This window comes from Propionivibrio sp. (assembly GCF_049316945.1).
Classification (GTDB): domain Bacteria; phylum Pseudomonadota; class Gammaproteobacteria; order Burkholderiales; family Rhodocyclaceae; genus Propionivibrio.
Window position 1 is genome coordinate 1 of the sequence record NZ_JBMOJE010000099.1, and the last position, 19,472, is coordinate 19,472.

General features: G+C 52.3%; 24 protein-coding genes, 3 tRNA genes and 1 pseudogene. 8 read left to right on the forward strand and 20 right to left on the reverse strand.

All coding sequences use genetic code 11. The annotated features are described in order from the left end of the window. Positions 1-167 precede the first annotated feature (167 nt). Together ACOYNV_RS19030 and ACOYNV_RS19035 are read right to left on the reverse strand one after the other, a co-directional pair. Positions 168-581, reverse strand: coding sequence for a type II toxin-antitoxin system MqsA family antitoxin (locus ACOYNV_RS19030; RefSeq protein WP_422901386.1), 414 nt, complete (start codon positions 579-581; stop codon positions 168-170). 1 nt (position 582) lies between these two features. Continuing rightward, positions 583-885, reverse strand: a complete 303-nt coding sequence (locus ACOYNV_RS19035; protein ID WP_422901387.1) for a type II toxin-antitoxin system MqsR family toxin — start codon at positions 883-885, stop codon at positions 583-585. A 224-nt stretch (positions 886-1,109) separates the two neighbouring features. On the opposite strand from ACOYNV_RS19035, the gene ACOYNV_RS19040 reads away from it, so the two are divergent. The 4 genes from ACOYNV_RS19040 to ACOYNV_RS19055 all read left to right on the forward strand — a co-directional run bounded on the left by ACOYNV_RS19040 (position 1,110) and on the right by ACOYNV_RS19055 (position 3,376). Then, positions 1,110-1,277, forward strand: a complete 168-nt coding sequence (locus tag ACOYNV_RS19040; protein WP_422901388.1) for a hypothetical protein — start codon at positions 1,110-1,112, stop codon at positions 1,275-1,277. After that, positions 1,255-1,536, forward strand: coding sequence for a hypothetical protein (locus ACOYNV_RS19045; RefSeq protein ID WP_422901389.1), 282 nt, complete (start codon positions 1,255-1,257; stop codon positions 1,534-1,536). Before ACOYNV_RS19040 ends, ACOYNV_RS19045 begins: the two co-directional genes overlap by 23 nt. A 293-nt stretch (positions 1,537-1,829) precedes the next feature. Beyond that, positions 1,830-2,306, forward strand: a complete 477-nt coding sequence (locus tag ACOYNV_RS19050; protein ID WP_422901390.1) for a hypothetical protein — start codon at positions 1,830-1,832, stop codon at positions 2,304-2,306. Between the two features lie 194 nt (positions 2,307-2,500). Continuing rightward, positions 2,501-3,376, forward strand: coding sequence for a hypothetical protein (locus tag ACOYNV_RS19055; RefSeq protein ID WP_422901391.1), 876 nt, complete (start codon positions 2,501-2,503; stop codon positions 3,374-3,376). Positions 3,377-3,614: 238 nt separating this feature from the next. On the opposite strand, the pseudogene ACOYNV_RS19060 reads toward ACOYNV_RS19055, so the two are convergent. The 17 genes and pseudogenes from ACOYNV_RS19060 to ACOYNV_RS19140 form a co-directional block, all read right to left on the reverse strand. Next, positions 3,615-3,746, reverse strand: a pseudogene (locus ACOYNV_RS19060) (hypothetical protein); the annotation flags it as partial. A gap of 31 nt (positions 3,747-3,777) precedes the next feature. Then, the gene (locus tag ACOYNV_RS19065) at positions 3,778-4,470 is read right to left on the reverse strand and encodes a hypothetical protein (RefSeq protein ID WP_422901392.1); all 693 of its coding nucleotides are present in this window, start codon (positions 4,468-4,470) and stop codon (positions 3,778-3,780) included. Then, complete coding sequence (locus ACOYNV_RS19070; protein ID WP_422901393.1) at positions 4,467-7,454, reverse strand: class I SAM-dependent DNA methyltransferase; 2,988 nt, start codon at positions 7,452-7,454, stop codon at positions 4,467-4,469. Before ACOYNV_RS19070 ends, ACOYNV_RS19065 begins: the two co-directional genes overlap by 4 nt. Positions 7,455-7,819: 365 nt before the next feature. Then, a complete protein-coding gene (locus ACOYNV_RS19075; RefSeq protein WP_422901394.1) occupies positions 7,820-8,077 on the reverse strand; it encodes a BrnA antitoxin family protein in 258 nt (85 codons plus the stop codon). Positions 8,078-8,108: 31 nt separating this feature from the next. Then, on the reverse strand, positions 8,109-8,567 hold the full coding sequence (locus ACOYNV_RS19080; protein WP_422901395.1) for a DUF2442 domain-containing protein: 459 nt from the start codon (positions 8,565-8,567) through the stop codon (positions 8,109-8,111). A gap of 49 nt (positions 8,568-8,616) precedes the next feature. Beyond that, positions 8,617-8,754, reverse strand: coding sequence for a hypothetical protein (locus ACOYNV_RS19085; RefSeq protein ID WP_422901396.1), 138 nt, complete (start codon positions 8,752-8,754; stop codon positions 8,617-8,619). A 34-nt stretch (positions 8,755-8,788) separates the two neighbouring features. Next, on the reverse strand, positions 8,789-9,586 hold the full coding sequence (locus ACOYNV_RS19090; protein WP_422901397.1) for a tRNA(His) guanylyltransferase Thg1 family protein: 798 nt from the start codon (positions 9,584-9,586) through the stop codon (positions 8,789-8,791). Then, positions 9,576-10,022 carry an AAA family ATPase gene (locus tag ACOYNV_RS19095; protein WP_422901398.1) on the reverse strand — a complete coding sequence of 149 codons (447 nt, stop codon included), beginning with the start codon at positions 10,020-10,022 and terminating at the stop codon, positions 9,576-9,578. Before ACOYNV_RS19095 ends, ACOYNV_RS19090 begins: the two co-directional genes overlap by 11 nt. Then, positions 10,023-10,217 carry a YpsA SLOG family protein gene (locus ACOYNV_RS19100; protein ID WP_422901399.1) on the reverse strand — a complete coding sequence of 65 codons (195 nt, stop codon included), beginning with the start codon at positions 10,215-10,217 and terminating at the stop codon, positions 10,023-10,025. Between the two features lie 3 nt (positions 10,218-10,220). Next, complete coding sequence (locus ACOYNV_RS19105; RefSeq protein ID WP_422901400.1) at positions 10,221-11,072, reverse strand: hypothetical protein; 852 nt, start codon at positions 11,070-11,072, stop codon at positions 10,221-10,223. Between the two features lie 220 nt (positions 11,073-11,292). Next, entirely contained in the window at positions 11,293-12,090 is a 798-nt protein-coding gene (locus tag ACOYNV_RS19110) for a nucleotidyltransferase domain-containing protein (RefSeq protein WP_422901401.1), read from the reverse strand. 273 nt (positions 12,091-12,363) lie between these two features. Then, positions 12,364-12,519 (reverse strand): hypothetical protein, encoded by a 156-nt coding sequence (locus ACOYNV_RS19115; protein ID WP_422901402.1) that lies wholly within the window; start codon positions 12,517-12,519, stop codon positions 12,364-12,366. A gap of 5 nt (positions 12,520-12,524) precedes the next feature. Further along, positions 12,525-13,721: an RtcB family protein gene (locus ACOYNV_RS19120; RefSeq protein ID WP_422901403.1), complete on the reverse strand. Its 1,197-nt coding sequence runs from the start codon at positions 13,719-13,721 to the stop codon at positions 12,525-12,527. 144 nt (positions 13,722-13,865) lie between these two features. After that, positions 13,866-13,942: transfer RNA gene (locus ACOYNV_RS19125), tRNA-Thr, on the reverse strand. Between the two features lie 7 nt (positions 13,943-13,949). Beyond that, positions 13,950-14,024, reverse strand: a tRNA-His gene (locus ACOYNV_RS19130). A gap of 9 nt (positions 14,025-14,033) precedes the next feature. After that, positions 14,034-14,109 (reverse strand) — tRNA-Phe (locus tag ACOYNV_RS19135). Positions 14,110-14,488: 379 nt separating this feature from the next. Continuing rightward, complete coding sequence (locus ACOYNV_RS19140; protein WP_422901404.1) at positions 14,489-14,806, reverse strand: hypothetical protein; 318 nt, start codon at positions 14,804-14,806, stop codon at positions 14,489-14,491. Between the two features lie 732 nt (positions 14,807-15,538). Here ACOYNV_RS19140 and ACOYNV_RS19145 point away from each other — a divergent pair. From ACOYNV_RS19145 to ACOYNV_RS19160, 4 genes are all read left to right on the forward strand, one after another. After that, positions 15,539-15,805 (forward strand): helix-turn-helix domain-containing protein, encoded by a 267-nt coding sequence (locus ACOYNV_RS19145; RefSeq protein ID WP_422901405.1) that lies wholly within the window; start codon positions 15,539-15,541, stop codon positions 15,803-15,805. Positions 15,806-16,016: 211 nt separating this feature from the next. Beyond that, a complete protein-coding gene (locus ACOYNV_RS19150; protein WP_422901406.1) occupies positions 16,017-16,211 on the forward strand; it encodes a hypothetical protein in 195 nt (64 codons plus the stop codon). A 2-nt stretch (positions 16,212-16,213) separates the two neighbouring features. Continuing rightward, a complete protein-coding gene (locus ACOYNV_RS19155) occupies positions 16,214-16,486 on the forward strand; it encodes a hypothetical protein (RefSeq protein ID WP_422901407.1) in 273 nt (90 codons plus the stop codon). A 568-nt stretch (positions 16,487-17,054) separates the two neighbouring features. Further along, complete coding sequence (locus ACOYNV_RS19160) at positions 17,055-18,053, forward strand: hypothetical protein (protein ID WP_422901408.1); 999 nt, start codon at positions 17,055-17,057, stop codon at positions 18,051-18,053. 449 nt (positions 18,054-18,502) lie between these two features. On the opposite strand, the gene ACOYNV_RS19165 is transcribed toward ACOYNV_RS19160, so the two are convergent. Next, positions 18,503-19,330 (reverse strand): hypothetical protein, encoded by an 828-nt coding sequence (locus ACOYNV_RS19165; RefSeq protein ID WP_422901409.1) that lies wholly within the window; start codon positions 19,328-19,330, stop codon positions 18,503-18,505. Positions 19,331-19,472 lie beyond the last annotated feature (142 nt).

The following is a 19,472-nucleotide window of genomic DNA, read 5'->3' on the forward strand; positions in this document are numbered from 1 at the left end:
CAAGAAGGTCGCACAAGTCCTCAAAATGCGCCTGTGCTCCAGCTTCTTCATTGAGATCATTATCTTCCCAAATGCTAATGAACCGTTCCGGCGTCATAGCGCTCATTTATTTTCTCCCCTTGTTGTCAATTCCAAGCACACGAAATTTTATCTTTAAGCAGCGGCTTTTACGTCAATTCCTTCAGCAATTCCGGGTGTCGACCAAGCAGTTTCAACAGTAGGACAGTCGATTTGTGGGGTTGCCGCTTTCCGCGTTCGTAGTCGGAAAAGGCCGACACGCCGCCACCGAATAGCCTTCCTGCATCGGCCTGCTTCAGCCCAAGCTTCTTTCGGATGGCGCGCAGCGACACCGATTCTTCCGCCCTTGACTCTTCCCAAGCGGTGCTCATTGCCTCCATGTGGCGATCTGAGCCATCCTTATCGACAAACTCTATATCGCTGCACTTCGGGCAGTGCCAGCCGGCCACTTCGGGTACTGAGCGGGTCACACCATGCGCCTGTACCGTCACATCCTTGATCTTCAGTTCCATCTCCGTTCCGTCATCGCACTGGAGGCAGTATTTCGGTTTACGAACGCTCATCTCATTTCTCCTTGAATTGAATTACCACTGCACCACTCTGCATCGTCATCTTGATGTAGGCCGTCTTTCCATTCGGGCATGGAGCGTGATACACATCCTGCCAAAGCTTATTATCTGCATGTGTCGTCATGGACTTGAACAGCATTCCGGCTGACAACGAAGCCATAACCGCTAATGCCTCCGTCGCAGACAAGCCCATGCCCATGAACCCGGAACGAGCCGTTGCCGTAAAGACCATCAGGCCATCGCGCTCAATAAGTGCTTTGATGGCGGATAGGCTGTAGTGGGATTTCTTCTTTTCCATGTTTTTATTTTATCGAATGCGTAAATACAAATCAAACAAATTTATCAAATAGATAAGATAAGTGAACATTCTACTATTAACCGAATCCCACCTGGCGTCCCAAATCAACGCCTACAACAAACCCGGAAAACGCCTCAAATTCCCTGTTTGCGTCCTATCAAAATACGAATTAGTCGGAGTTGACCGGCATTTTGGGTTTTGAACTCTCCATAGGACTATTTGATATGACCAAGCGAATCCACCAGGATTACTTCAAGCGCGAGACTGCCGAGGTATCCAAGTTCGTCGAATCACTGAAGGACAACGCCGTCAAGGCCGGTACCTTCGACTCAGCCTCCGCGTCTGATTTCATTCTACGGAAACCTGCGAATGTGTCCCTTTGTCGGCTTTGATCTCCTTTTTGCGAAAGAAAGAATTGGCATCGGAGGATTTGATTATTTTCTTGAACGTGCGGCCGAGGTGGTCAGCACAACCCCAATTTTTCGCGACCATGACCATTGGGATGCACCACGATCCCTGGCTGAGCTTCCAGAAATACCACCGCCAAATATCATGGTCAAATTTCTGCCAGCCCCCCTTGGGTCTGTGACGATGGCGATGAAAAAAATATGGCTCTGTTCTCGGGGTGGCGTGAAGAAAATCGCCCACTAATTGCGATTTTTGAGCAGACCTGCGGAGAAACTGCTTGCTGTGACGAGCCATCTCGTTTCAGCTAACGAACAAATTTTATACCGTCACCCGGGTACAATTGCTCAATCCCGAAACTTGTCTGGAAGCGTGATCACGATGAAACCTTCGATCCTCCAGAAAAGCTAGGTGACAACGCTTGGTATGCCAAGCATGAGCGGGAAGAAGTCGATATTTGCCGCCAGTTACAGGAATTTTTTGGCGATAAGACTCGCGTGATGTTTTTTTCAACAAACAATGGACATGGATTGGTGGCCATGATTGATGTTCCGTCTGTAGGTGGAGAGAGAGCGATGGGTGGTGAAAAGGATGTCGCGCATGCCGGCGCGCCGAAAATCATTTACACGATCATGCCTGACTTCGGTGGGGCTTATAGCTGGACGATTGATGACGGAATCGAGTATAACGGCGTCGGAATATGTAATGCAGCGGAAAGTGGGTGGTATGGCCAACACCCGATCTCTCAGGAATTGCATGAAGCATTCGTCGCATGGCAAAAACATTACGAAGAAGAGTGTTGGCCAGGGGACTCAACATGCGGCCTCGACTGGGAAGCTTTTCATTGCCAAGGATTATCCTTGGCACGGCGTTTGAAAGCAGAGCTGGGAGACAGCGCACGCGTTATTTATGAAGCGTTTGAAGACACTCCAGAAGAGCGCAGGGAAATTCTGGCGGATGGCTCTCTCCTACTTTTGCCAAACAGAAAAGAGCTGGGCAGCGAGATGTGCCGCTAATGGGTGCCGCGCAGGTGAATAGGCGATAAACGTTGGCGCTCTCGCGAACGTGATCAACTTGCCGTGCTCGGGCCGGGCAGCGATTTCCAGCCAAACCATCGTCACGCGGTGGCTCGAAGGATCTCTTTGTACTAGCTATTGACGACGCGAGTAGCAAGTTAAATTGTTGCTTACCTTTTCCAACCGGAGCATCTGTGACCTACTATTTTCCGAGTTTTCGTGTCCGACTTTCTTCAAAGATGGCCGCAGGGGACTACGCGATCCGTCGCGAGCTAGCGAATGCAAAGTTTGTGAAGGCTTCCACCGGTCACTTTTTGGCATGGGTCGGAGATAATCCTTCCCGGATCGCCTTGCTACTGCCTGACCATCCCAAAGGCGAGCCGTGCTACTGGCTGGAAGGTCTGGATGGCGATCTGAGCATCGTAGAGGCGGTTGAGTATGTCGAATCCGGACGCTACGACAATGATCCGCATTATGATCTCAACCTTTTCATTGAAAGTGTTAGTTGCAGCACCTGCAAAACCGAGGCTTACCGGTGCTCATATTGTGAGAAAACAGGCTGTTCTCACACCAAGAAACGCCTGTGCAAAAATCAGTGTTTCGTGGGTGCACACTGTGTGCATTGCAAAACGGCCTTCTCTCGAAAATCGCTCGCCGACAGGCCCGGAGATACTGTATTGGTACCGAGAAATATTGAACCCATAGTGGCGCAGGAAAGTATTTGCGAGCTCGATGAAGACCAGAAAAATTGCTGTGCCGATGTTGATAAGCCCAAGCCACTACCCAAGGAAGAAAACGTGCCAGCCATTTCACTTCTTGACGAGTTGTTTGAACTAAACAAACTGGCAAATAAGTGGGCGGCACGGCACGGCTATCCGGCAGTTGAAGACTACCCGCAGTACGCCAGAACTCGAGAGATCGGGCTGGAGTATTTCAAAACGGGAGGCTTGGCAGGAATGCAGGCCGCGTGCCACGCACTTCAAAGCCGACTGGCAGAAAGACCCCGAGCGAAACAAGATATCCAACTTGTGACGTACGGTTGGGCAAATATCGGAGGATGGATGGTTTGAAGCGCGTAAAGCCTGTTTTTCGGGTTGGCACTCGGTTGAATAGTTTTCACGGTTTCATGCTGACTCCGAAGTGATGCCCTGGTGACCACCCAGTCCCTTGGGCTTAAGCAACCTTGCAGGTTGTGCAAATCTCTTTAGCGCACGCGGGTAAATGAGGCCGTCAAAGGCTGGCTGAAGACGGACTCGGTGGCCTGATTTCCATACATGCTGTAGAGCACCTATTCATGCGGCTCTCAGGCTATGTCCGCTTGGCGGGCCCCGGTTTGATGGCGGTTAGTGTCTGGTACTGCACAAAGAGAAAAGCGACGCGCGGGGCGTCGTCGGGCTTGTCTTTGCAGCCATAGGCGGCGTCGACGGCGGTATCAAGGGCTGCGTGGGCGGGCGTTTTTTCAGCGGATGTGTTATTTCATCAAACTGGCCAGAGCGTCGATCCGTTGGAAGCGCCCTATGTGCTCGCAAAAATACCTAGTGAAAGCGTTACCCGTGTGCGAGATACGATCAGTTTCAAAGTATTCGGAAATTTTTGTAAACGCATGATTAAGACTGTGTGCTTGCCCATTTTGCCTATCTTCTGTGTGGGCGAAATAGGGAATCTCGCAATAGCAATGTTCCAGTTTCGGTTTTTTGTCTCCGCGAAGTGTAAGCATGAGCGGTTTCTGAAGTACAACTTCTACCGCACCTTCCGGGTTAAGCGGCTCGACACCTTGAGCAAATCCCGATCTTCGCATTTGCTCAAGACACCATTTAACATAATCGCGGTCTTGCCGCTCCACTGGCGAAAACTGTCGCTCTGGGGGTGTTAAAAATTCGTAATCATCTTTTGCAGAAAGGTTCTTGACGACTGCAAACAAGCGAGTACCGGCAGGCAACAACTCAACTGACTTTGATGTCGCATATGGTCGGGCTTGTTTTTGGTCTTGAAAATAGGTAACAGAAACGCGAATATCTACTTTTGCTCCAATTTTAAATAAAGGTAATGCCTCACCAGAAGGTAATAAAAAACTTTGGCCGTCAAATTCAGCCTTAATCAGTGCGATTTCCAGCCCCTTTTTAGATTCAAATTCAGTCCCTCGGCTCCATCCTGTTCGGCTCATGTTTTCGCTCCCTTCCTTTTTTGGGTTTTTGATTTTTTGGTATCGTCGCCATTCGTTGGAATAGTGGGTTTGTGCGCAAGATTCATAGCCAACAGGCGGCGCAGGATTTCATCGTCGGTGGTGGCTGGGCTGTAATCGGTCCATCCGTAAGCGGCGGCTACGGCTTTGTCGAGTTTTTCCTGGCGCAGTTTCAGACCGGTAGGCATTTCGTTATAGAGGTTGGTCAGGGTGCGCTTCTTCCATTCCACGGTCTTTTCCGTTTTAGGAACTGGCCGTGGCGGAAAACCGGCAGTTTGTTCTTCTGGCGTAATTTCCCAGTCCAGCCAGCCTTCCGGGTTGAGCCATTTTTCGCGCCAGTCATCAAGGTCAGCAGCGGTTCGGGCGATGGCTTCTTCGTAGGTCGGGTTAGCGGCTTTATCGCGTAACCCGACGTTTGGCCCCGATGGCACCGCCAAATCTTGGGTTACGCCCTGCGGACCAATCCAACCTGTGGGCTTCGATTTTAGGTCAAAGCCGGGTGGAAAGGGAAACATTTCAAAACAAAGACTAGAGTTGTAAACCGGTCTATCTTCCAAAGAGCCACCGACCGCGAGCGCCCAAACACAATGGATACGTGACGAGAGGATGCCCAAAGTTGCATCGTCTTGTCGGGGTATGACAATGAGTCTATGTTCAGGCGCGACCTGCACCGGCAAACGAATAAAAAAGCGGTGTTTGGCAGTTTCTGAGGTGGCAATAAAAAGGGTGAGACCGTGTAGAGCTGCACGTAACTCCGGTCGATAACGACCATGCCGCCACCACCTTTCCGCTCTTGACGCTTCGCGATTCCCGCTACGTAACGGTTTGACCTTAGCTTCAATATAGGCGAACGGCGCGAGGAAATCCGCTGCATCTGTCATTTCCATCCCAGCGAAATCAATCACCCAGTTGTCCGCCCAACGCCGAGTTACGTCGGAGCCGTTATAGATTGGCCGCACCACGTCGCTGTTCGGGCGACCGTTCGGATTGCCGCTGTCTTTCAGCCACGCCAAGGCCGTCGCCGTATCCACTTTGAAAGGGCCCGCCAAGCAGATACCAAAATACGAACGTTCTTTGTTGCTGAGTAGTGGTTTGGCCTGCGTGAGGTCCAGCGCCTGTCCGCCTTGTGCGCTACCGGTCAGGTCGGAAAAGATCGCCGCCACGGGGTTGCCATCAAGCCGCTTGCTTTCTGCTTGTCCGTAACACACCAAGCTAACCCGCACTGCCGCTCCTTCGTTGATCCAGTCTTCATCCGACCAAGCTTCAAAAATTTGCGTACTTTCCAGAATTCGTTCCAACACCACGCGGTTGCGCTTTTGGCGTATCGAGTTGGTTGCGACCAGTCCGGCGCGTTGGCACAGCCCGGCTTCGATCTGGGCGCGACTTTTTTCAAACCAGTAAATGACCAGATCGGCGCCACCCGGGACGCGGCCCTCAAAACGATTGCGCAAGAGGTTAACGTAGGCATCGCCCAATTCGCCACGCATGATTTTGTCACCGAGAAACGGCGGATTACCCACGATCACATCCGCCTTCGGCCATTTCGCCTCGCTGCCATTTTTGTTTAGCAAGGCGTCCCGGTGCTCGATGCTATCCAGCGGTTGCAGGATGGGATTTATCGCGTGCTGGTAGCCGTTGCGTCGGCACCATTGAATATCGCCTATCCAGACGGTAACGCGAGCCAGTTCGGCGGCGAATTCGTTTATTTCGATACCGAGAATGTTGTGCGGCCCGGTCTGCATCGCAAGCTCAGCCTGAATTCCAAATTCTTGCGCTTCGACATGAACTTGCTTTTCTATATCACGCAGTGCCTTGAGGGCGAGGTAGAGAAAGTTTCCCGATCCGCAGGCCGGGTCAAGAACGCGATAGCTGTTCAAGCGCAACATGAATCCTTGGTAGGCATCTGTCGTTGCCTTGTTCGCATTGCCTTTCTTTCCCCTTCCTTTTCCTTTTCCTTTTTCTGTTGCAATAACCTGTTTGACGCTCTCCCATTCAGCCGTCAACGGTTCGCTAATCAGCGGGTTTATCAGCTTGCCAATGGTGCCAATGTCGGTGTAGTGGGCACCAAGCGGCGCACGATCCTCCGGGTCAAGGCCGCGCTCGAACAGTGTGCCGAAAATGGTCGGGTCAATGGCTCGCCAATCCATGTCAGCGGAGGCGCGATGCAAGGCGCTCAGGTCGGCGGCGATCAAATGGGGAATTAATACGGTTTTGAACAGTCCGCCGTTGAACCAGGCGATACTTAAGTCGCCATAGTCGCCGCCATTTTTCATGTGTTTGAACAATTCCGACAGCCGATTAGCGGCCCTTTCCGGGTCTCCTACAGACTTTTCCAGCAGCTTCGTGAAGGCCATTTCCGGCAACAGATTTTCGTCTTCGGCAAACATGCAGAACAGGCATTGCACAAGAAAATGGGCTACGTGCTGGCCGTTCAGACCGCGTTCTCTCATGGTTTTTGCGATGTTTGAAAACTTTTCTGCGGCTTCGGTGGTGATGGCGGCGATTGTTCTTTCCGGGCGTAGCTTTTGCGGGTCGGTGAATACCCATTTGAGTTTTTGAAGGTTTTCAGGGGTGCCAATCTCGTGGATAAGGATTGAGTGAGTCTCAGTCGGGTAATACTGGAATTCGACGTTGATTTCAATTCGCAGGCGATCACATACAATCAGCAGCGGTGGGTTTCCAAGGGAACCTGAATAGTTTTTTAGCTGTGCCAGTGCTTTTTTCAGGTTCTCTCCTGGCGCTTTGTTTTCCCATCCGAAGTGTCTGCTCATCCACACGTCGGCATATCCCTGCTTTCCTTCAGCTTTGGCGGCTTTTCGCTCGTAGCAGTAATCTCCCTTGTTGCGCGGCTTTGGCACACCAAGAAGGTCGCACAAGTCCTCAAAATGCGCCTGTGCTCCAGCTTCTTCATTGAGGTCGTTATCTTTCCAAATGCTAATGAACCGTTCCGGCGTCATGGCGCTCATTTGTTTTTCCCTGATTTATATACCCTGCATTTTGCACCAATCCAGCACCCATCCCTTTCGTCAAAACCGAAAAACGCCCCGAATCGCCTGTTTGCGTCCTATCAAAATACAAATTAGTCGGAATTAACCGGCATTTTGTGTTTTGAACTCTCCATAGGACTATTTGATATGACCAAGCGAATCCACCAGGATTACGCAGTGACCGTGACAAATCGCGCCCCATTGGAGCCAGAGGCGGCCTCCAATAGATCCAGTTAAACGCTGTGGTGCAGCCCGTATTGCGTCCCGGCTAAAGACGAAGGACATTTCCCTGCCGCCGAGCCAGCGCAAAACTAACCTATTCGGCAAGGCGGCATGACGGTGACTCACGGCGCATGTTTAGCGAGCAACTCTGCCGCCCTGGTTTGCCACCCCTTACCGGAAGCTCGCCAGCGCGCTAAAGCCGCTTCGTCAAGCCGCAATGTCGTTGGGCGCTTTGTTGATTTCTGTACACTTGCAACAGGGCGAGCAAGACGCGCCGTGATGCTTTCTGGCGTGTGCACCTCGGCAAATTCTCCACGCTTCATTTGCCCGATAGATTCGAGCAAGCCGCGTTCAAAGTCCGTCAAATCGTCATTTTTCATTTCATTTCATTCATCAAGCTATCGCCCGTGCTCAACTTCCCACCCCTTGCAAGCCAGCGCCACCACCTTGGGGATGGGTGGGCTGACTTCCGGTGCGGTAGCTGATGATGCTTCGCCGCGTCATACCAAGCACGCCAGCCGCCTTGCTGGACGAAAAGCCGTGTTGTGCCATCCATGCGTCAAAGCGCTGGGAATCCTCGCCAGATTGCTCAGCGGCAAGCCAGTAAAGCGTGGTCGCAGCAATCGACAGCGGCCCTTCATTATCCCAAGTAACGCCAGCCCCCCATTCATCAATCGAAGCCTGAGCAAACAGTGCCGGGTCAGCCAAAGCAGCAAGGCTTGTGAAGTCGGTAATAAAGCGCGACAAATCGACGGTCGCCGTCCATCCGTCAGCAAATTGAAGGGCCAAGCGCAAGCCATCTTTAGCGCTGGCAGATTCGATTCTGGGCAGTTTTTCGCGCATCGTCATTATCCGTTCAATTTTTGCCATTCAGCCTCGATGATCGGCTTATGGGCAAAGGCCCATGCGATAGCTTTGGCTAACAGATTGCGGTCAGCTTCATGATGCGCCGTGCCATTTCGCGCACATTCAGGTCTTCGCCGCGCTCAGGAGCAACGACGATGGTGATGTCTTTCTTGTTCAGTTGCTGAAGCTTTGGATACTCATGGCCATCCACTAGCAAGTCCCGGTTGATTGTCGAAATACACGAACTACTTGACATCTTCAAGGATTGGCGACCGATTGGCAACGCCATCCAGGAGAATTGATGCCAATAAATCCTCGTAGGGTTCACCCAATGGCAACTCGATATCGGTGACTAATGATCGTCGGGCGGTATTTTTTTCCTGGCCAGTCATTGGATTTACGCCGCTGACGGAGACCTCTTGCCAGTAGACGCCGCTGCCGCGCTTTTGCCAGCTTGGGAGGTCATTAAAGTTTTTGCCGCGAGCAAATATCAGATCATGTTTTTGGGGATTGCTCATGCCCTTGAGTTGTTGAGTCGCATCTCCGGCACTGATGCCTTCCTCTCGCAACGACCAGTAACAATGCCCATTCAAGCAATTGCGTGAAGCGTCTTCCATACGCCAACGGAAATAATCAATGACCAAGTTTTGTGAGGGCAGCAAAGAGATGCGTGCGTCAAAAGCTGCCACATCACCTAGCGACAAGGAAAACCGGGCACTGGCCTCTCCGGCAAGGATGGAAATGAATTTCCGTTCCTTGCGAGAAAAGCTGCTTTCATTGGGATGGAAAAGGATCGATATCTCATCGCTCTGGGTGTAAGCGTAGATCGCCTGAAACCCACAATTCATGAGGTGTTGAACCGTCTCCAGCATCAAATCACGGAAACGCGGATCGTAAGGCGCTTCGAAGGGGTGCCTCTCCCGAGTCAAGCGGGTAAAGCTTCGACCATCAATACGCGCCACGATATAAAGCCCCGGCAGAACACAGTGGTCGTGATTGGTTTCAAATACGCGCATCCGCGCGTCAATATCATCAAATCGCACTATCTTTCTCCTTTAACTCAATGCCGTCGGCGCTCACGATGGCCAACCAAAGCTCATCAAATCCTTCCGCGAAGGTAATCGGCTGAAATTTTGCAGCGGTTGCGTAAATGGCCTTATTGGGAACGCATTGCTTAGTGGCGCGCATTGCATTGCGACCGACGGCAAGCTCAACGGGCACAACAAATTGAATGCCGATCACTTTGAACTTGGCAGCTTTGGCTTGGCTGACATACCGCTCACGATCCAGGATGGTCGGGTTGGTTGCATCAACCACAAAGGACTGCTTTGATTCGATGCAGGCGGCAAGCATTAACTTTTCACGGTGGCGCGTGCGCAGCATGTCGTAGTTGAGACGGATGTGGCTTTCCCAGTACCGGTCGCGACAAAAGGTACTTTTTCCTGCTCCTTGAATACCACACAGAATGATGGCTTCCATTTATTGTCTCGCTGCCGTCATGGGTAAAAGTGCATCTAAAGCCACCGATGTGAAACCATCTGCCAAGCGCCCAACCGGACACCAGCCACCATGAGGTATGCCGTGTGCTATCGCCCAATCAAGGTCAGCTCGGTCAACGCCGGTTTGGCCACCTAGAATGATTTTTTTAAGGTTCATCCGTGTTTTTGCAGGCATTGATCAGCCCTCACCCTCAAGCGGTCCCAGCAAATAGCCCTGTATCCACATCACACCTTGAACATCTTCGCCCAGGCGCGGCACATAACCATCAAGCACGGCCTCGGACACGAAAATAGGTAATCTGAATTTCTCATCACCGGGACGCAGGACAACGATTTCCAACCGGTAGATGGTTTTTCCAGCATGTGTCACGGTAGCAATAGATTCGATCACGCCCTGAAACTCAGCGTCATCGCAGTCTTCACCACTGCGCGGGAAGAATGCGGCCATCCCGGAAAGAATGATGGTTACAGGTTTGGCAGATTCCTCGGGTGAATCACCATCATCAAGGCGACGCTGCTTTTGCATTTCCCAAAATGGTCCCTCAGTGATTTCAATTGAGCTTTGTGCCGCTGGCTCAAGCGAATAAGCCAGACCTGCGAGACAAACCTCAATCTGCTGGCCAGCTTGCAATGCGGCGCTGCCTGCGTAATAACGGGTATCAAAAAAACTGAGGTGGATTTCATCCTCTGTGGCCAGTACGTGCAGCCAGCCTTCGATGCCATATTCCCATGGTTCTACGCGGTCGACCGTCACTGTGTGCCGAATGCCATCGCGGAGCACGGGATAGCTGCTGAACAAGAACCGCGACTGCTTTGGCGTATCCGTAACAATCAATACATCCTCGACGATTGACCCATTACCCCAGCGGAGGCAGGTCACCTCTTCTGCTCGTTCTGTTTCATGGGTGACATCAACGCAAGAAAACGTATCGATCAACTTGCTCTCTTGAAGATTGCGGACGATCATCGCTTCGATGTCCGCATCGTTGCCGTACAGGGCTGTCCAGTGATTTCCATGACTAGGCATCATCAACTCCTTTGGTGAATCTTTTGTTGTCGCTCCCTTTACTTAACTTGGGAGCGATCACACGTTTTAACTGAGCTATCCTGAATTGGCAGCCGGTTCTGGTCCCACCGGCCACCTGCTACTCCAGTCTTCTGTGCAGGGTAAGGCTACGCAAGAGGAAAACAGACTCAGGTTAAAGCGTCAGAGGCTCAAATAGCGAGCCTGAATGTTTTTAAGCCCCCCCTTAATCACTTGTCTGTTGCATCACCACATCCATCAACAACTGATCCAGCACTGAAAAGTCCGTATCTCTAATGACCGGCGGCAGGATAGATTCCAATCGGGTCAGTTCTTTGGCGATAAACTGGTTAATGACTGGCAATGGGCGACCGTACTCTGATTCCTTGGCAGCACGCTTATATACGAGCAGCTGTTCAATGGCCGCCAGTAATTCGGCATCAGAAATAAGCGTATCAACCAATGACTGAAACGGCATGGGCGCAACTCCACGACCTTGTTCGATCCAGAGCGTGGCCAGCAGTGGGCGCAATACGTAGAGATATTTTTTGAGGCGAACTTTGTCACCATGCAGATAGTCACGGTGATTTTTGCGCGCCATATGCACATAGTGATGAAATGACCGCTCGGGCTGGTGCGTCTGGCGTGCCGCCTCGCGCAGTTGTGAAATGAACGATTCATCAGCGCTGTAGATGATCGGTGAATCCAGCCACTCAATCAACGTGGCGTTGCCTTTCTTGAGCAAGCCCAAGGCTTTACGCAGTTCCCATCCGTTGATGTCCAGATCGCCGCTAATCGGTTCTTCAATCACGTCGCGCGGGACTGAAACCTGCAAATACCATGGCAGCCGATGCACATAGATAAAACGGACGTCGTAATCGCTATCTGGAGAAGCGAAGCCCCAACCCCGGCTGCCAGACTCGCAGGCAAAAAGGATCGTGACATCATGTCGGGACTCTATGGCTTTGAGGTTGGCCGATATTTCTTCCCGTATTTCCGGTGAAACAGAGTGTTTCGTGTTCATTTTATTTCTCAATTCCGGAAAAAGCATTGACAGAAGCCAGAGGCTCTCGACACGATCTCAGCACTATCGAAATTACTGAAATGGATGATTCTAGCTCGCCATTTGTATTGAAAAGGTGGGGGGATGGATCGCCAGCCACGGCTTCCGCCCCTGCTCCGAAAGCAGGTGCCGTGGTTACCCCCCAACGGGCTTTTTTCGGGGTTGCGTCCCGCTCAGCCATCTCCTTCGATTCCGTACATTTCGTACGGTGAAATGGTTCCCCCAAAGCGGGCTTTATTGACTCAGTGGGGCCCCGGAAATGATGGCGCTTTTCTTTAGATCAACCAGGTCCACACAATCTTCACCGAAAGGCTTGCCATCAACCATCATCGTTGCATTGAGGCTACCATCAGAATCTTCAGTGATGCTCAGTTCAAATACGGATTTCATTTTGATTATCCTTTCACACAGACTACCTGTTTCAGCGTGTGCAGAATGTCGGTCAGGTCGCTCTGATTCTCCATGACCTGGTCAATGTCCTTGTAAGCCCCCGGAATTTCATCAACCACACCTTTGTCCTTGCGGCAGATCACGCCTTCGGTCTGCTGCACCATGTCGGCCTCGGTGAATAGCTTCTCAGCTGCTGTCCGGCTCATCCTGCGCCCTGCGCCGTGTGCGCTTGAGTTGAAGCTTTCCGGGTTGCCCTTGCCGCGTACGATGAAACTCCTGGCTCCCATGCTGCCGGGAATGATCCCGAGATCGCCTTCACGTGCCCGAATCGCACCCTTGCGGGTGACCCAGACATTGGCGCCGTAGTGATGCTCTTGGGCCACGTAGTTGTGGTGGCAATTAACCACCTCGCTGGTGACCTCGAAGGCTGGGAGATGACGAGCCAAGGCAGCCAACACCAAATCGACCATGCACTGACGATTTTTGAAGGCATACTCCTGCGCCCAAGTGACCGCTTCGACGTAATCATCGAAGTGCTCACAACCTTCCGGGAAATAGGCGAGATTCTGATCTGGCAGATGGATCATCCACTGCTCCATATCCCGCTTGGCCAGTTTGATGAAGTAATCCGCCATCGCATTGCCGATGCCCCGACTTCCCGAATGCAGCATGATCCAGACTTGGCTGGATTCATCAAGGCAGACCTCGATGAAATGGTTACCCCCACCCAGCGTTCCCATCTGATTGACCCATTTCGAGAACCGCCCAAAAGATTTGAGCAGTTCAGGATGCTTGGCGGTCATGGCATCCAGACGTGCCTCGAACGGACGTGCCGCATCGATCAACACACGCTCGTCGCGATGCTGCGCCCGGCCGACCGGGACATCGCGGCTGATCTGGTCGAAGACTTTCTTCAGTGACTTTTCCTCGATGTCGTTGGCGGTGATCGACAACCGGCAGGCCACCATGCCGCAGCCGATATCCACGCCGACGGCGGCCGGGATAATGGCTTTGTGTGTGGCAACCACCGAACCGATGGTCGCGCCGATGCCAAGATGCACGTCAGGCATGGCCGCCACATGATGGTGGATGAAGGGCAGACTGGCGATATTACTCAGTTGCTCTTTTGATCGTTCATCAACATCGTTCGTCCAGATTTTTACCGGGACACGTTGCGAAGTTATAACTTCTCTAATAGGCATAATGCCCTCCAATAAATGCGCGACGACCAGGGTGCCGACACGTTTTCGTTACTCAACCCACTGGTATGTGGTGCATTTTTTCATCGCAAAGGCTCAAGAAATGAGCCTACATAAATTCTTTCGGTCATTTAGATGCGGTATTTTTGGTGCCGGAACTCCGATTCGAACGGAGGACCCCTCGCTTACAAGGCGAGTGCTCTGACCAACTGAGCTATACCGGCATATCTGTGGGGTGTTCGACCGGTATCGATCCGGTACCTTCTGATTCACAGTCAGAAATGCAGTCCACTACACTACGAACACCATCGAACTTGGTGCCTCCCCGCCGAATCGAACGGCATCCTCCTGTTCTTCAAACAGGCGCGCAGACCACTTACGCCAGAGAGGCTAATCTGAGTACCGAAAGAAAGACACGCCATCAGAATGTCTTTTTGTCGGTACTCCGGTAAAGCTTTGATGATGCGAGCCAGCGCAATCACTGCCTGACGGCGCTGGGCTTTGAATGATTTCTCATGAGGCCCAGCCTTGCGAAATTTGGCGCTTGCCACGAAGGGATTGCGCGGTTTGATTTTGAGTTTCATCAGATCATCTCCTTAAGATTTTCTAATGCAGCGATCTCCCGCCGCAGTTTTCCGAATCCGGTGTGTCCGAGTACCCTGTGTTTTGCCCATCCATTCATTTTGTTGGGTTTGCAGAGCAAGCAACCAGCACGGGCGTTTTTGCAGCGTTTTCTTTTGTGGTGCATTTGTTTCCTTCTCAAAGTGTTTTTACCAATACCAGCTCGCATCACTGACACGACGAGGCAACAAGACTTCATGTTCCGAGTTCTTGAACCAACGGTTCAGTTCCTGTGCTTCACGTCGATCGGCTCGATGATTGAGATAGCGGCGGTACCAGTGAGGTGCGGTGGCATGACCATAATCGCCAAAACCAGCATCCGAGTAGTACCTGGCCAATGCCTTCTTTCCAGCAGGGCCTTTGGGGTCGAGGATAGTTCGCTGCATCCAGCCGTTGTTCCAGCTGTAATCACGCAGCACCCAGTCCAAGTTGTGGCAGGCATGACGCCGCCGATATGTACGAGACATGATGTTCTCCAGTAGTGAGTAGTTACCTCATGGCGAACCTCCTTTTCCTTGATGTGATTGGGGCGCCGCTGTTTTCCATTCGGGGGCGAATGGACAGGCCAGCGGCGCGCCTGGGCCATCGATCGTCAATGCTGGAGGTGTGAGGGCAACCCGCGTTGACGGTCAATGATTTAACCGCATCCAAATTGTTTAAGAGCGAACCGCATCACTGTTCTGCGGCGGACCTTCCGCGAACGGAAAGATTTTTGAAACCAGAAACACAAAGCCCGGATTCCTTGCGGAGATCCGGGCTCTGGCTAAATTGCCATGGGCGGTCAGGCTACGTTGCCATGATCCGCCCCTCCCGGAGGGGGTTGTTGTTCCGATAAAACGACGGCGTGTTATGTGGGTGGCTAAAGCGTGATGTTTTAAAGCTTGAGGGTGTTCGTGTCGAAATCATCATCCATGGACGCGCGAAACCATGGCGCTTGGAAAGTGCGCATGGGGACAGGCCGGCATTGGCCGGTATCTGTCTGCTTGCGAGTTGGGTGATGAGGTGTTTTTTCATGATCCTTGGTTGTGCGGGCCGTCGCCGACCTATTTGTTGAATGATGGCGGATTATGCAGAGTTGATTTTGTGCTGTCAAGCATCTTGTGTAAATTTATTTCATGAAATGATTGTTTTGTTACACTACGGGCTTCAGAACTTATGTTCTCCCTGTGGCACCCTGTCGTTTTGTGAGGATCGACACCATGTCCAAGTCTTTTGCGGCCCCTGGCCGCCCTGTTCCGCTTGCGTTTCGTGTCCGTGTCGTCATGGCCGAACGTGGCATTCGTTCTGTCGCTGCCCTCCAGCGCCTGCTCGACGGAATCGGCGTCAAAATATCGGTTCCCCAGTTGATCCGCATCGTCGATGGGCAATCAAGCCATGTATCGACAATGGTGCTGGGCGGACTCATTGCCGTGCTTCATTGCAGCATTGCCGACTTGATCGCCATCCATGAGCCGGTCGCCGCTTGATTATCCCGTAGCGAAATTCGGCGTGGTTCATCCGTGGGTAACATTTTTCTGAAACCAATCGATCCGGGATGCCCAGCGCTTCCCTCAAGACAGAGCCGTGAAAATGAATACTTTCGGTTCGTCTATAGCCAGCCCAGCTGACCCATGCAGTGCTTCTCGCAACCCATTTATTAATGCAGGTTTAAAATTTTCACTTCAGGCTCACTTCTGAATGGAAATACATGAGGTTCTTGAGAAACTACGCATCGAGCAAACCAAATCACGCTCGCGCCAGAGCAACGATAATGCCTTGGCCGAGAGCAAGAACGTCAGTGTTTTGCGCAAGCACATGGGCTACGTGCATATCCCCAGCAATATGCAAAACAGATCAATGCGTTCTACCAGGAAATCTTCAATCCTTGGCTGAACTTGCACCGTCCGTGCCTGTTTGCCACCGAGATCATTAACCCCAAAGGCAAGATCATCAAGCGCTATAAGCACAAGGATGTGAAGACGCCGCTGGAAAGCTTGGCGCAGTTGTGCGAGAAGGGTTTGGCCACCCTCAAACCAGGCATCACGCTGGAAGCTTTGCAGGCGCAGGCGAAGTCGCAGACGGACTTGGCGGCCGCCCAGGCAATGCAACGCGCCAAGACTGAATTGTTTGCATGGTTTGTAAAACCAACGCGCCGGGCATCGCTCTAAGGCGATCTGTACGACTGTCGCGCTCCGCTTGCCGGACAAACGGGTTGCTGCGCAATCCGCCTGCCGGGAGCCCTGCGGGCGCTAACCCCAAAACCCGCATATATATGCTTTTGAAATCAAGATCAAAAGCAAACCGTAACGACTGACTACCTGCTTTTGACGTAAACCCTTAGACTTGATTTTTAACCCGTCAACCCACTTAACCAAGTCACCTTATACATCCCCCGCTTCAGGCTCATACCTGGAGTTGAAAATACTCTGGTGCTGAACGTCAGCTCCTCGGCAGAAACGATCAGTGGCAAAGTGATGGTGGCAGATTCGAGTTGCCGGATGAATCAGTGCCCGAAGACCCTCGATGCCGGTTACACACAAGTAACCCTGGGTTTGGCATGGTGGTACGAGAAATACGCGAGGGATCAATCGTGTGAGGATGCATAACGGTATGAGGACGCCGAGCAGGGGGCACACGCCCGTCGCTTCGGCTTGTGGTCAGACGGGCAACCAGAATGACTTGACCGAAATTCTGCACACCCTGAAACAGTTGGTGTGCATGAAAGGGTGAATCCAGATGTCAGACGCACAACGACAACTCCTCGCCGCCATCAAGCAACAATCGCTTGAAGGCGTCAAAGCTGCCTTGGCCTTAGGCGCAGACACCAATGCCTATGACCAGGAGCGATCCATGCTGGGCTGGCATGAAGATGCCGTTGCTCTGTTGCTAGAATACGAACAGCCGTCATGGCTGGCAATACTCGAAGCTCTGTTGGTCGCCGGGGCGAATCCCAACCTCCCCATTGAACAGCGGTTCTTGGAATATCTGCTGCATGCTTTGAGCCAGCACTCCCATTTGGCAGCGATGCGATTGATTCTTGACTATGACGCAGACCCCAATCTAGTAAGCGAGGGCGACACCGCTCTGAGCAGACTCAACTTGGATTATTCCTTCGAGGAAACCTGCAATCTTCCGGATTGGTATAAGGGACGGGTGCTCCCTGAATATGAAGCGCCGCAAGATGATCTGGAGGATCGAGAAACTGCCTCCATATGGCTGGTTTCCAGGCACCAGCGTGGCTGGGCCATGCTGCGTCAGGCGGGCGGGCTGAACTCGTGGGAGCTCAGGCAAGGGCCGGTTTCAGAAACTCTTGGGCTCTACCCGGATGTATTGGGCGGCCTGTATACCCGCCACGCTCGCCCCGAGGCAGGCTTTCTGGCGTCCTTGGGCAGTGCGCTGACCGAACGGATTGCTCGCTGGAGTGGTGAGTACAAAAACCCGGATCTGCTGGGCTATGAAGCGCAAGCGGTCAAAAATTTTGACTATGCAGCCCATCTGACTGAAGGCATGGCGATCGGGCAGGCCATCGCCCCATTTTTACCCGAAGCTACGGCACTGAAAATTGCCATGCCGACAGCCGCAAGCATTGCGGCCAAATCCACCATGCTTGATGTGCATGCATGGAATAGCCAAAGCCAGGCCTGGGAGAAAACAGTGGATTGGCGCGATAAGCTTTCACCCGACTGGTTTGGTCCAGAGCCTGCCGGAAAACTCCGTCTCAAGTATTCTCAATGATGAGTTCAAGGCAAAAGCGGCACGTGGGAAGCGCTGATGCACACAGCGACGATGATTAACATGTTGCGCCGCGATCTTTTTCCGCCCGTCGCACGATGCGACGCGCTGGAGATAGCACTCAGGAAACTTGCGCAGCCTCACGTCGATGCTTCATTGGTCTGCCACGGCCGGAAACATCCAGGGTTCAATATTTAGAACGAACCGGCGGAACCCTGTTGGTGGATTATTGTGCCATGGTCGGGATGGACAAGTGCTCCGGGGCAGTCGCGTGATGCTGCTTGAGCAAAAAACGGGAACCATTCATTACGATGGTTCGGCTAATGACGAGGGATGACTGTCTGCTAAGGGTGGCAGCCGGTAGCCAAATATTTCGATACCATTCCTTGCTTCAATATCTGCTGCGCAGCAGCAATCTTGGTGCCCGATAATCACGAAAATCGGATCGTCGTTTAAAGCACCAGCCCCGATTCTCTTATCGGAAAAACTGTCTTTAGTTCGAGGCTGTCGGCATCCAAAAACATCACTCGGATTCGCTCGGCGAGCAGATGGGCGTCGAGAGTCCGGAGTTGGCGAGGCGTGGCATCAACCGGGTCGTTGTGGCAGAGCTCCGCCCGCAGCCGGTCTCCTATGGTCTTGGCCCCTGGTGCAGTGATGACAAACAAAACATCTTGGATTAGTGGCCGCTCCATTGAAAACATCGCACGCAAAAACGCCACCAACTTGACGAAATCATTTGAAGATCGCCAGTTGTTTTCAACTTCAACCCAGGTAATGTTGCCGGCGAAATCAAAAAGGATGTCCGGAATCTTCTGCTGATTTTGTTCATTGCAGCGGAAGCGGAACGACGCCAATTCGTGTGGCGCATCTCCTGCTCTGATTTCCAGCTCACTCCAACCGATATCTAGGTCGAGCAGATCACCTGCAACCGAGGAATAGACTGAGTTCGCAGCCGAGCGATGACTATGAGCATGCCTTAGTCTGTCTCGCGTATGTTCGCAATTGCCGGGCAGAGAAACAAAATGAGCAAGTTGCAACGCGCCTGATTTCGTCAATCCGACCATCCGCTCGCCGGTAACAGTATCGCCATCACGTCGCTCCACCACATGGCCGTCTGCGAGCAATCGGCGGAGTGTGCGCGATGCCATTTTTCTTGTGCTGATGTCGCAATGCCCCCAGATCGCTTTCGCAATTTGGCGCGTTGATGCATAACCCAAGCGTGCTAGTAGGTATAACGCTTTGGAACGGTAATGTTGTCCTTGTTGTATTTTGCTTGTCATCGCATTGCTCCCCAGAGTGGATTCTCCCCGTATAGCTCCGCGATGCTGGGCCGGCGATGTTTCTACATGTGGAAACATGGCCGAGCAGTGTTATCTCGCGCCCCTATGGAGCCATTTGAATCGCGGCTTAATGGAGCCACCC